This is a genomic window from Streptomyces sp. TRM68416, from assembly GCF_014596915.1.
Taxonomy (GTDB): Bacteria; Actinomycetota; Actinomycetes; order Streptomycetales; family Streptomycetaceae; genus Streptomyces.
The window spans coordinates 215,778-227,781 of record NZ_JACVWU010000016.1; the positions used below are offsets into that span (position 1 = coordinate 215,778).

At 72.2% G+C, this 12,004-nt stretch carries 9 protein-coding genes; 5 read left to right on the top strand and 4 right to left on the bottom strand.

Annotation, left to right across the window (positions count from 1 at the left end; translation table 11 throughout):
- Positions 1-171: 171 nt before the first annotated feature.
- The 4 genes from ICC28_RS25295 to mtnA form a co-directional block, all read right to left on the bottom strand.
- Positions 172-2,001: an LpqB family beta-propeller domain-containing protein gene (locus tag ICC28_RS25295; RefSeq protein ID WP_188290993.1), complete on the bottom strand. Its 1,830-nt coding sequence runs from the start codon at positions 1,999-2,001 to the stop codon at positions 172-174.
- Positions 1,991-4,048 (bottom strand): MtrAB system histidine kinase MtrB, encoded by a 2,058-nt coding sequence (gene mtrB, locus ICC28_RS25300; RefSeq protein ID WP_188290994.1) that lies wholly within the window; start codon positions 4,046-4,048, stop codon positions 1,991-1,993. Before mtrB ends, ICC28_RS25295 begins: the two co-directional genes overlap by 11 nt.
- Position 4,049: 1 nt before the next feature.
- Positions 4,050-4,739, bottom strand: a complete 690-nt coding sequence (mtrA, locus tag ICC28_RS25305) for a two-component system response regulator MtrA (protein ID WP_015659998.1) — start codon at positions 4,737-4,739, stop codon at positions 4,050-4,052.
- A gap of 284 nt (positions 4,740-5,023) precedes the next feature.
- Positions 5,024-6,166, bottom strand: coding sequence for an S-methyl-5-thioribose-1-phosphate isomerase (gene mtnA / locus ICC28_RS25310; protein ID WP_188290995.1), 1,143 nt, complete (start codon positions 6,164-6,166; stop codon positions 5,024-5,026).
- 140 nt (positions 6,167-6,306) lie between these two features.
- On the opposite strand from mtnA, the gene ICC28_RS25315 reads away from it, so the two are divergent.
- The 5 genes from ICC28_RS25315 to ICC28_RS25335 are packed head-to-tail and all read left to right on the top strand — an operon-like array spanning position 6,307 to position 11,911.
- The gene (locus tag ICC28_RS25315) at positions 6,307-7,647 is read left to right on the top strand and encodes a glycerophosphoryl diester phosphodiesterase membrane domain-containing protein (RefSeq protein WP_188290996.1); all 1,341 of its coding nucleotides are present in this window, start codon (positions 6,307-6,309) and stop codon (positions 7,645-7,647) included.
- A 4-nt stretch (positions 7,648-7,651) separates the two neighbouring features.
- Positions 7,652-8,416: a DUF4129 domain-containing protein gene (locus ICC28_RS25320; RefSeq protein ID WP_188290997.1), complete on the top strand. Its 765-nt coding sequence runs from the start codon at positions 7,652-7,654 to the stop codon at positions 8,414-8,416.
- Positions 8,413-9,612 carry a DUF4350 domain-containing protein gene (locus ICC28_RS25325; protein WP_188290998.1) on the top strand — a complete coding sequence of 400 codons (1,200 nt, stop codon included), beginning with the start codon at positions 8,413-8,415 and terminating at the stop codon, positions 9,610-9,612. Before ICC28_RS25320 ends, ICC28_RS25325 begins: the two co-directional genes overlap by 4 nt.
- Positions 9,612-10,601 carry an AAA family ATPase gene (locus tag ICC28_RS25330; protein ID WP_188291011.1) on the top strand — a complete coding sequence of 330 codons (990 nt, stop codon included), beginning with the start codon at positions 9,612-9,614 and terminating at the stop codon, positions 10,599-10,601. Before ICC28_RS25325 ends, ICC28_RS25330 begins: the two co-directional genes overlap by 1 nt.
- Positions 10,601-11,911 carry a DUF58 domain-containing protein gene (locus tag ICC28_RS25335; RefSeq protein WP_188290999.1) on the top strand — a complete coding sequence of 437 codons (1,311 nt, stop codon included), beginning with the start codon at positions 10,601-10,603 and terminating at the stop codon, positions 11,909-11,911. Before ICC28_RS25330 ends, ICC28_RS25335 begins: the two co-directional genes overlap by 1 nt.
- The last annotated feature ends 93 nt before the right edge of the window (positions 11,912-12,004 follow it).

A 12,004-nucleotide genomic window follows, 5' to 3' on the forward strand; every position in this document is an offset into this window, starting at 1 on the left:
GAAAACCCCCTGTGGACAACTCCACGGCCCCGCCGAAGGCCGGCCCCGCCCCCGTTCAGGAAACAGCCGCCCCTCTCAAGAAGCCGCCCCCGAAACAGAAAACGGCCGCCCCGCCGGAGCCTCGCTCCGAACAGCAGCGGCCGCCTTCACCACCTCGCCAACCGACACGGCTCACCCCGGATAGACCGGCCCCGTCCCGACGGTCACCACCTTCTGCCACTGCGCCCCCGCCTGGAGCCGCACGATGCCGTCCTCCGAGTACGCCACCAGGGGTACCCGCTCGTCCTCCGTCGCGGCGATCTCCTTCACTCCGGTCAGGGCCGCCGGCCCCGGCCCCTCGGGCGTGGAGCCGTCGACCCCGACGTACCGCATCGTCCGCACGCCGTCCTGCTCGCGCCCGACCACCACGAGCCGACTGTCGCCGGCCCACGACATGGCCGTGACCTCCTCCCATTCCGGAGTCGCGGAACGCAGGTCGAGGACGGAGACGCTCGGCTGCTCGTCGCCGGCCTTCGTCTCGCGCTCGATCCGCCCCATGAACAGGGACGACTTGCCGTCCTTCGCCACGGCGAGCGCGATCCGCACCCCGTCCGCGGCCACCCGGACGGACTCGATGCGCCCGTCCAGCTCCGGTGTCTTCACCACCAGCGGCTCACCCGTGCCGCCGTCCAGCAGCAGCAACCGGGGATCGGCCGGGTTCCGGTCGGCCACCCACAGGTCGCCCCCGCTGTCCCAACTGGGCGCCGTCAGCCGGTCGTGTTCCGTCTTGCCCGTGCTGCGCAGCACGGGATCCCCGAGCACCGAGCCCAGCGTCAGCGACGCCGTGTACAGCGTCCGGCCGTCCTCTCCGACCGCGGCCGCCATGCGTTCGTCCCGCGACACCGCCGCGGACCGCAGCGGCGTTTCGCCCCCGCCCAGCTGGCCCGGCACAGCCTCCGGAGCCGGGTTGCCCGAGTCGGTCGCCATCCGTACGAGCCGGTGCTTCTCGTCGACGAAGTACACGTACCGCACGCGCTCCGTCCAGCCCTGCTCGACCTGGGCCCTCGCCTCTGCCTCGGTGAGGCTGCACAGATGCTTGCCGCCCGCCTCCAGCTCGACCTCTTCCACCACGGGCGCGAGGTTGCGCACGGTGAACAGGATTTGCGCGGCCATCTCGTTGCACTTGCCCAGACCGACCCGGGCCGCCCGGTCGTTCAACGGCACGGTCAGCCTGTTCTGTTCGTCGGGCGTCAGCGAGGCCGTGCCCTTCTCCAGCGCCGTACCGGTGGGGAAGCTCGTCCTGACCACGTGCCTGAGCCAGCTGCTGGGCCCGTTGAGCACGGAACGCACCATCTGTGTCATGGGATCGACGCGCTCACGCACATAGACGGGATCGGCCACCGCCGTCTGCAAGTCCGTGCCCGTGTTCGAGGCGAAGTAGTACTTATTGGCGGTCATGTAGTTGCGCTCGAAGTCGCTCTTGCCCATCACGACGCCGTCGGGAAGCCCGTCGATCCGCCACTGCTTGGACTTCGGATCCTGCGTGAGATGCAGCAGTTGCTCGTAGGTCCCGCCGGCCGGCACGTACGCCTGCTGCTCGTCCACCGTGGCGACCTTGGTGCCGCTCAGCGTGAACGTGGTCACGCCGACGTCCTCCCGCCCCCTGGGCCGGGCGGCCTCGATGGCGCTGGGCCCGTCCGCGAGGACCGTCGTGCCCTGCTCCGGCGACCATCTCCGCGCCGCTTCCTTGGTCAGATACTGGCTCGCCGTGTTGTAGTTCGGCTCGTCACTGGTCAGCGCCTCAAGAAAGCCCTGTACGAGCTGCGTGGGCGTCGCGTCCTCCGACGGTGGCATGGCGAAGACCCGCACCTGCGTGTCCTGGCGCGGTGTGGACTCCACCCCGCGCAGATCCCCGCTGTCCGGCATCGAGGCACACCCCGCCAGCAGTACGGCGCCGCAGACGGCGTACGTCACCGTGCGCGCCGGCCCGCGCCGTGCGCCCCCCTTACGGTCAGCGCCCACGCTCTGCCTCCCCTTGCCTGCCCAGGCCCGCTCGGTACCCGCCGTCCTCACTCCGTGCCCCCTCGGCGGGCCTGTCGTCCTGCCGGTTCGCTCCCGAGGCGGACCGGGGCACCACGCGCGCGCCGTTGCCCGGCAGCGCCGTCGGATCGGCCACCGGGGCCACTCCGGCCGGCCTCGGCGCGATCGGGTCGCGTGCCGCCCTCGGGGTCCCCTGGTGGCCCGTCTGCTGCGCCGGCACGGTGGCACGCTTCTCGCCGCTCGGCAGACCGGCGTCGTCGAGGCCGCGGTTGCGGCGCGAGTCCTTGGGCTCCAGAGGTATCGGCGAGCCCCGCAGCGGCTCGTCCGCGGTCCGCGGCAGCGTCAGCCGGAACTGCGAGCCGCCGCCGGGCTCGCCCCAGGCCTGGAGCCAGCCGCCGTGCAACCGCGCGTCCTCCAGCGCGATGGACAGCCCCAGACCCGTACCGCCAGTCGTACGCGCGCGTGCCGGGTCGGCCCGCCAGAAACGGCTGAAGACCCGGGTCGCCTCACCCGGCTTGAGCCCGACGCCGTAGTCGCGCACCGCGACCGCGACCGCCCCGCCGGCGGCGGCCAGCCTGACCACGACGTCCTTGCCCTCACCGTGCTCCACGGCGTTGACGACGAGATTGCGCAGCACCCGCTCCACCCGCCGGGCGTCGGCCTCGGCCACGACGGGCTGCTGGTCGCCCACGACACGTATCTGCGTGCCCTTGCGCTCGGCAAGCGGCTCGGCGCCGCTGACGACCCGCCGCACCACCTCTCTGAGGTCGATCGGCTCGGCCTCCAGCGCCGCGGCGCCCGCGTCGAACCGGCTGATCTCCAGCAGGTCGGCGAGCAGCGACTCGAACCGGTCCAGCTGGTCGGCGAGCAGCTCCGCGGACCGGGCGGTCACCGGGTCGAAGTCCTCCCGCGCCTCGTGGATGACGTCGGCGGCCATCCGCACGGTCGTCAGCGGCGTCCGCAGCTCGTGCGACACGTCCGACACGAACCGTCGCTGCATCCGCGACAGGTCCTCCAGCTGCTGGATCTTCAGCTGAAGGTTCTGCGCCATCTTGTTGAACGCCTCGCCCAGGCGCGCGATGTCATCCTCACCGGTGACCTTCATACGTTCCTGAAGGCGCCCGGCGGACAGCCGCTCGGCGATACCGGCCGCCATCCGCACCGGCGTGACGACCTGCCGCACCACGAGCCAGGCGATGGCTCCGAGGAGTACGACGACGAACAGCCCAGCGGTCGCCAGCGTGTTCTTGACCAGGCTCAGCGACTTCTCCTCCTGGGTGAGCGGGAAGAGGTAGTACAGCTGGTACGGGTCGCTGTTGGGGTCGTTGACCTGCTTGCCGATGACCAGGGCGGGCTGGGACTCCTTGCCGCCGCTGTAGATGATGCGGGTGTAGCTCTGGGCCGCCGCCGAACTGCTGTCGACCCGCTCGCGCAGAGCCTGGGGCACACTCTTGGCGGCGATCACGTTTCCGGAGGCGCGCGGCCCACGGCCGTTGCCGCTGTCCTCGCCCGCCGGCAGCGTCACGACGTCGAAGGCGCCCTGGCCGCCGCTGGACAGCGACTCCACCAGATTACTCATCCACTGGATGACGTTCTGCTCGGGCCGGCCGTCCACCGCGCTGCCGTCGGCGGCGGTTGCGGCCGCCGCCTCGTCGGCCTTCTGCTTGGCCACCGCGAACCCGCCGGTGGCCTGGCTCTGCGACGCCGTCACCTTGGCGTCGAGCAGCCCGTTGCGCACCTGTCCGATGACGACGAAGCCCAGCAGCAGGACCACGCCCAGCGACATCAGCAGGGTCGTGACCACGACCTTGAGCTGGATGTTGCGCCGCCACAGCCGCATGACCGGCAGCAGCGGACGACGTACCCAGCGCAGGATCAGACGGAGTACCGGGCTGCCCTGCATTCCGCCCTGCAGCAGCCCGCCCTCCAGAAACCGTCCCCAGCGGGAACCCGCCGCCTTCCGGCCGACAGGCCGCTCCGCACGGGCCCCGGACCGGCCGGGCGCCGAAGCGGCACTGTCCCCGGACATGTCAGCTCGGTCCGGCCTTGTAACCGACACCACGGACGGTCACCACGATCTCCGGCCGCTCGGGGTCCTTCTCGACCTTGGAGCGCAGCCGCTGCACATGGACATTGACCAGCCGCGTGTCCGCCGCGTGGCGGTAGCCCCACACCTGCTCCAGCAGGACCTCACGGGTGAACACCTGCCACGGCTTGCGGGCCAGCGCGACCAGCAGATCGAACTCCAGCGGCGTCAGCGCGATCGACTGCCCGTCCCGCTTCACGGAGTGACCGGCCACGTCGATGACGAGGTCACCGATGGCGAGCTGCTCGGGCGCCGGCTCCTCCGACCTCCGCAGCCGCGCCCGGATGCGGGCCACGAGCTCCTTCGGCTTGAACGGCTTCACGATGTAGTCGTCGGCACCGGACTCCAGACCCACCACGACATCGACGGTGTCGCTCTTCGCGGTGAGCATCACGATCGGCACGCCCGACTCCGCCCTGATCAGACGGCACACCTCGATGCCGTCCCGTCCGGGAAGCATCAGGTCCAGCAGCACCAGATCGGGCTTGGTCTCACGGAAAGCGGCCAGCGCCTTGTCGCCGTCGGCTACGAAAGACGGCTCGAAACCTTCACCACGCAGCACGATACCGAGCATCTCGGCCAGTGCGGTGTCGTCGTCGACGACAAGGACTCGTCCCTTCATAAACGACATCATCCCATTCTCGTAACAGTGACCGGGGCGCTGGTGAGCGAGGTCACTGGCCTGTGACGATAGTCGTATGGGGTCGTCACTGTCTGCCCTCGTCCGTCGCTGTTGATGTCCGCCGCGGCTCCCGGCCCGACTCCGAGGCACTCTGACGCTCCTTGAACGCGGCGGCAAGTGCGAGCAGGGCTTCCGCCGGGGCCGCCCTGACGCGCCGCCCCGGGCAGCGCCGAGATCGAGCCAGGGGGCGAGCGGCGACCGCCCGGCCCCGTCCACCGCGATCGCCCCCGGCCCCGTCAGCCGATCGTCACCTGCCGGGCCCTGGCACACAGCTCCGCCAGCGCCTCGGCCGTGACCGGCGAGACCACGCCCTCCTCGGTGACGATCGCCGTCACCAGCTCCGGAGGAGTCACGTCGAACGCCGGGTTGTACGCCTGCGTCCCCAGCGGCGCCACCGGAATGCCGCCGCCCGGCCCCGTCACCGGCACCTGCGGCGCGGTCACCTCGGTCACCTCGAACCCGGCACGCTGCTCGACCTCGATCGACGCCCCGTCCGGCGTCTCCGGATCCACCGTCGTCACCGGCGCCACGACGATGAACGGCACATGGTGGTACCGCGCGAGCACCGCGAGCGGATAGCTCCCCACCTTGTTCGCCACCGACCCGTCAGCCGCGATGCGGTCCGCCCCGATCAGCACGGCGTCCACCTCCCCGGCCGCGAACAGCGAGCCCGCCGCGTTGTCGGTGAGCAAGGTGTACGCCATACCGGTACGAGCCGCCTCGTACGCCGTCAGCCGGGCACCCTGCATCAGCGGACGCGTCTCGTCCACCCACAGCCGCCGCAGCTGCCCCACCCGATGCGCGGCGAGCGCCACCGCGAACGCGGTGCCCTCCCCGCCCGACACCAGCGAACCGGTGTTGCAGTGCGTCAGGACCCGGTACCCGCCACCGGGCAGCAGCTCCTCCAGCAGCGCCAGCCCTCGCTCGGCCATGCGCCCACTGGCCTCGGCGTCCTCCTTGTGCAGCCGGCGCGCGGCGGCCAACGCCGCATCGGCCGCCTGCCGGGGCTCGCCGCTCCGGGCGAACTCCGCCCGATACGCGGCCTGCGCCCTGCGCACGCCCACGGCAAGGTTCACCGCGGTGGGACGGGCGCCCGCGAGGGAGTCCGCGGCGTCTTCCACGTCGAAGCCGCGCACGGCGGCCAGCGCGACCCCGTACGCCCCCGCGATGCCGAGCAGCGGCGCCCCGCGCACGGCGAGCGAGCGGATCGCCTCCACCAGCGCCGGCGCATCCGTACAGACGAGTTCGACCTCCTCTGCCGGCAGCCTCGTCTGGTCGAGCAGGACGACCACAGGGCCTTCGGGTGGTTCTTCCCAGCGGATCGCCGGTATCTCGGTCGGCCGTTTGTCCTCGCCGGATTGCGCGTACTGATCAGCCATGCGGTCAGTCTGCCCCGTATCCGGCGGACAATTGAAGGTGTGCCGCCCAGACCGTGGCCGGTCCCCCGACGACCACCCCATGGCACGATGGCTGCCAACCTGCCGCCGCGACCGCGGACGGGCACCGTGAAGGAGCGACGATGAAAGACACTCCGGGCTGGGCCTCGCCCGGATCCGCCCCGTCCGACGGACAGGAGCCGACCATGTCCGGCCCTGCCGAGCCCGCCGACCGCCCCGGCCCCGAGCAGCCCGCGGACCAGCCCGGCCCGCAGCCGCAGGAGCCCGGCCCGAAGTGGTCGAAGGACCAGCCGCCACCCACCCAGTGGTCCGCGCCCTCCGGTCCGGCCACCCCGGAACAGACCCCGCCTCCCCCACCGCCCGGCCCGGGCTGGGGCAACCGCCCGCCGAACAACGGCGGTTGGGGCGGCCCGAGCGGTCCCGGCGGCTACGGAGGCCCCGGCGGACACGGCCCCTGGGGCTCCGGCTGGGGCGGCCCCCCGCCCGCGGCCAAGCCCGGCGTGATCCCGCTGCGCCCGCTCGGCGTCGGCGAGATCCTCGACGGCGCCGTATCCACGATGCGCGCCTACTGGCGCACCGTCCTGGGCATCTCCCTCACCGTCGCGGTGGTCACCGAGGTGGTCGTCGTCCTGCTCCAGGGCTTCGTCCTCAACGACCGCCTCGACACCGACGCCCTGGAAGACCCCAGCGCCACCCTCGGCGAACTCAGCCGCGCCATGGGCGACGCCCTCCTCAGCCTCGGCGTCATCTCCGTGGTCTCCTTGGTCGGCACCGTCGTGGCCACGGCCCTGCTCACCACGGTCACCAGCCGCGCGGTACTCGGCAGGCCGGTGACCATCGGCGAGGCCTGGAACGACGCACGCCCGCAAGTGGGCAGGCTGTTCGGCCTGATCCTCCTGCTGCTGTTCATCGCCGTCGGCGTCGTCGCCCTGGGCACCCTGCCGGGCATCCTCGCCGCCGTCGCCGGCGCGAGCGAGGCGGGCGCCGCTCTCCTCGCCCTGGGCAGCATCGGCGCGATCGTCGTCGCGGTGTGGCTGATGATCCGCTTCTCCCTGGCCTCGCCCGCGCTGATGCTGGAGAAGCAGGGCATCGTGAAGTCGATGAGCCGCTCCGCGAAGCTGGTCCGCGGCTCCTGGTGGCGCATCTTCGGCATCCAACTGCTCGCCATGCTCATCGCGAGCATCCTCGCGTCCATCATCGCCATCCCGTTCGCCTTCCTGGCCGGCGCGTTCAGCAACGACGGCGTCTCCGGCTTCCTCAACGGCACCGGCGACTTCGGATGGACGTACCTCATCATCTCCGGCGTCGGCGCGGTGGTCGGCTCCACGATCACCTTCCCGATCTCGGCCGGCGTCACCGTGCTCCTCTACATCGACCAGCGCATCCGCCGCGAGGCCCTCGACCTAGAACTCGGCCGCGCCGCCGGTGTCCAGGGCTACGGAACCGACACCCCGGGGAGCTGAACCGTTGAGCCTGGCGGGGGGAGTTCTCACAGCGGCGCCGACACTGCCGCGCACGGCCGTACGGGCACTACTGCTCGCCGGTGACACCTCCGTGCTGTCGGCGGACGAACCGCCGGTGACGATCCCGCGCGACCCGGCACGAGAGGCCGCGGAGCGCGAGCTGTCCAAGCGGATGTACCACGAGGACGACCCCGGCCTGTTCCAGCGCGCCCTGGACGCCTTCTGGGGCTGGGTCGACGACCTGTTCAGCAGCGCCTCGGCAGTGACCCCGGGAGGTCCGCTCGGCGTGGTCGTCGTCATCGTGGCCGTCCTCGCCGTCCTGGGCGCCCTCTGGTGGCGCCTCGGCACCCCCCGCCGCGAACCCGTCTCCTCGGCCGCCCTGTTCGACGACCGCCCCCGCAGCGCAGCTGAACACCGCGCGGCCGCCGAGGCGCACGCGGCCCAGGGCCACTGGAACCAGGCCCTCCAGGAGCGCATGCGGGCCGTCGTCCGATCCCTGGAGGAACGCGCCCTCCTCGACATCCGGCCCGGCCGCACCGCCGACGAGGCAGCCGCCGAGGCGGGCCGCGCCCTGCCCACCCACACGGACCGGCTGCGCGCCGCCGCACGCGACTTCGACGACGTGACGTACGGCGGCCGGGCCGCGACCCAGGCCTCGTACCGCCGCCTCGCCGAACTCGACCGCGACCTGGACCGCACCCGGCCCCAGCTCGCCGCCACCAGCGCCCACAACGCGGCCCACAACCCCCGCCAGGGAGCCGCCGAATGACCACCGGGGCCACGCTCCCGCCCACCTCGGTCTCGCCCACCGCACGGCAGGTCTGGAGCCGCACGCGAGGCCTCGCCCTCGCCCTCGTACTTCTCCTCGTGGGCGGCGTCGCGATCGCCGTGATCCGCTCCGACGCCCGGCACGGCGTCCTCGATCCGCGCTCCCCCGACCCCCAGGGCAGCCGCGCCGTCGCCGAACTCCTGGCCGACCGGGGCGTGTCCACGCGCGTGGTCACCACGCTCGACGGGGCGCGCGCCGCGGCCGGCCCGGACACCACCCTCCTGGTCGCCGTCCCCGACCTGCTGACGGAACAGCAGCAGAACCGGCTGCACTCCGCGACCGCCGGCTCCGGCGGACGCACGATCCTCGTCGCCCCCGGCGGCTGGTCCGTCGAGCGCCTCGCCCCCAGCGTCGTCGCCGACCCCGCCAAGAGCCTCAACTCCACGCTCCGGCCCGCCTGCGACCTGCCCGAAGCCCGCCGCGCGGGCCCCGCCGACACGGGCGGCCTCCGCTACAGCACCACCCACCTCGGGGCCGACACCTGCTACCCGAGCGAGCGCCTGGCCACCCTCCTGCGCATCCCGGCCACCGACGGAGACGGCGACACCGTCGTACTCGGCGCGCCGGACATCCTGTACAACGACCGCCTCGACGAGCAGGGCAACGCCTCGCTCGCCCTCCAACTCCTCGGCTCCCGCCCTCATCTCGTCTGGTACCTCCCCTCGCTCTCCGACGACACGGCCACCGACACCTCCGACGACCGCGGCTTCTTCGACCTGCTTCCCTCGGGCTGGCTCTGGGGCACGCTGCAGCTCTTCGTCGCGGCAGCCCTGGCCGCCCTCTGGCGGGCACGCCGACTCGGCCCCCTCGTGCCCGAAAGACTCCCTGTGGCGATCCGCGCCTCCGAAACCGTCGAAGGCCGCGCCCGCCTCTACCGCAAGGCCCACGCCCGCGACCGCGCGGCCGGCGCTCTTCGCTCCGCCACCCGCACGCGCCTCGCTCCCCTCGTAGGCGTCCCCGTCGCCCAGGCTCACGCGCCCGAAGCCCTGCTCCCCGCCCTGTCCGCCCACCTCCGCCACGGCGACGGACAGTCCCTGCACACCCTCCTCTTCGGTCCCCCGCCGGGCGACGACGCCGCCCTCATCTCCCTCTCAGACCAACTCGACGCCCTCGAAAGTGAGGTACGCCGTCCATGATGGACCCGACCACTGACAACGCCGGGCAGACCGGGGACCAGGCCCATTCCCGGGCCTCCCTGGAAGCCCTGCGCGCCGAGATCGCCAAAGCCGTGGTCGGCCAGGACCCCGCCGTGACCGGCCTCGTCGTCGCCCTCCTCTGCCGCGGACACGTGCTACTGGAAGGAGTCCCCGGAGTCGCCAAAACGTTGCTCGTCCGCGCACTCGCATCCGCACTCGAACTCGACACCAAACGCGTCCAGTTCACCCCCGACCTCATGCCGAGCGACGTGACGGGCTCCCTCGTCTACGACACCCGTACCGCACAGTTCTCCTTCCAGCCCGGCCCGGTCTTCACCAACCTCCTCCTCGCAGACGAAATCAACCGCACTCCCCCCAAGACCCAGTCGTCCCTCCTCGAAGCCATGGAGGAACGCCAGGTCACGGTGGACGGCACCGCACGCCCCCTCCCCGAGCCCTTCCTGGTCGCCGCCACCCAGAACCCGGTCGAGTACGAGGGCACCTACCCCCTCCCCGAGGCCCAGCTCGACCGCTTCCTCCTCAAGCTCACGATCCCGCTGCCCTCGCGCCAGGACGAGATCAACGTCCTCACCCGCCACGCCGAGGGCTTCAACCCGCGTGACCTGCGCGCCGCCGGCGTACGCCCCGTAGCGGGCCCCGCCGACCTGGAAGCCGCCCGCGCGGCCGTGGCCAAGACGACGATCTCCCCCGAGATCACTGCCTACGTCGTCGACATCTGCCGTGCCACTCGCGAGTCGCCGTCCCTCACCCTCGGTGTCTCGCCGCGCGGCGCGACGGCCCTCCTCGCCACCGCCCGCGCGTGGGCCTGGCTCACGGGCCGCGACTACGTCATCCCCGACGACGTGAAGGCCCTGGCCCTGCCCACCCTCCGCCACCGCGTGCAACTGCGCCCGGAGGCAGAGATGGAAGGCGTGACGGCCGACTCCGTCATCAACGCGATCCTCTCCCACGTCCCTGTTCCCCGCTGATGGCACTCACCGGACGCGCCGCGCTCCTCGCAGCCCTGGGCTCCCTCCCCGTCGGCATCTGGGAACCCAGCTGGACCGGCATCCTCGCCGTCAACGCCCCCCTCGCCCTGGCCTGCGCCTGCGACTTCGCCCTGGCCGCCCCCGTACGACGACTGGGCCTGACCCGCTCCGGCGACACCTCCGTACGCCTGGGCGAGACCGCCGACGTCACCCTCACGATCACCAACCCGTCCGGCCGCCCCCTGCGCGCCCACCTCCGCGACGCCTGGCCCCCCAGCAGCTGGCAACCCGGCACGGACATCGCGGCTTCCCGTCACCGTGTGACAGTTCCCCCCGGCGAACGCCGCCGCCTCACCACCCGCCTACGCCCCACCCGCCGCGGCGACCGCCAGGCCGACCGCGTAACGATCCGCTCGCACGGCCCACTCGGTCTCCTCTCCCGCCAGGGAACCCACGAAGTCCCGTGGACCGTACGCGTCCTACCGCCCTTCACCAGCCGCAAGCACCTCCCCTCGAAGCTCGCCCGCCTCCGCGAACTCGACGGCCGCACCAGCGTCCTCACCCGCGGCGAGGGCACAGAATTCGACAGCCTGCGCGAGTACGTCCCCGGCGACGACACCCGCTCCATCGACTGGCGCGCCACAGCCCGCCAGTCCACGGTCGCGGTACGCACCTGGCGCCCCGAACGAGATCGCCACATCCTGCTCGTCCTGGACACCGGCCGCACCTCCGCCGGCCGTGTGGACGACGCCCCACGCCTCGACGCCTCCATGGACGCCGCCCTCCTCCTGGCCGCCCTCGCCTCCCGCGCCGGCGACCGCGTCGACCTCCTCGCCTACGACCGCCGGGTACGCGCCCTCGTACAGGGCCGCGCAGCCGGCGACGTCCTCCCGGCCCTCGTCAACACCATGGCCACGCTGGAACCCGAACTGGTCGAAACAGACGCCCGCGGCCTGACCGCCAGCGCACTCCGTACGGCCCCCCGCCACGCCCTGATCGTCCTCTTCACGAGCCTCGACGCAGCCCCGATCGAGGAAGGCCTTCTCCCCGTCCTCGCCAAGCTCACCCAGCGCCACACCATCCTTGTGGCCTCCGTGGCCGACCCCCAGGTCGCCCGCATGGCACAGGCACGCGGCAGCACCGACTCCGTCTACGAGGCCGCAGCCGCAGCCCAGGCCCAGAGCGAACGTCACCGCACAGCGGAACAACTCCGCCGTCACGGTGTCACCGTGGTCGACGCGATCCCGGACGAGCTGGCACCTACACTGGCGGACGCCTATTTGGCACTGAAGACAGCCGGACGCCTCTGAAGAATGCGAAGTGTGCGGGGGGCTCTCCGGAGCCTTCCAAGCCACCTGAAAACGCAGAAAGGCCCACGCCAAATGGCGTGGGCCTTTCTCAAA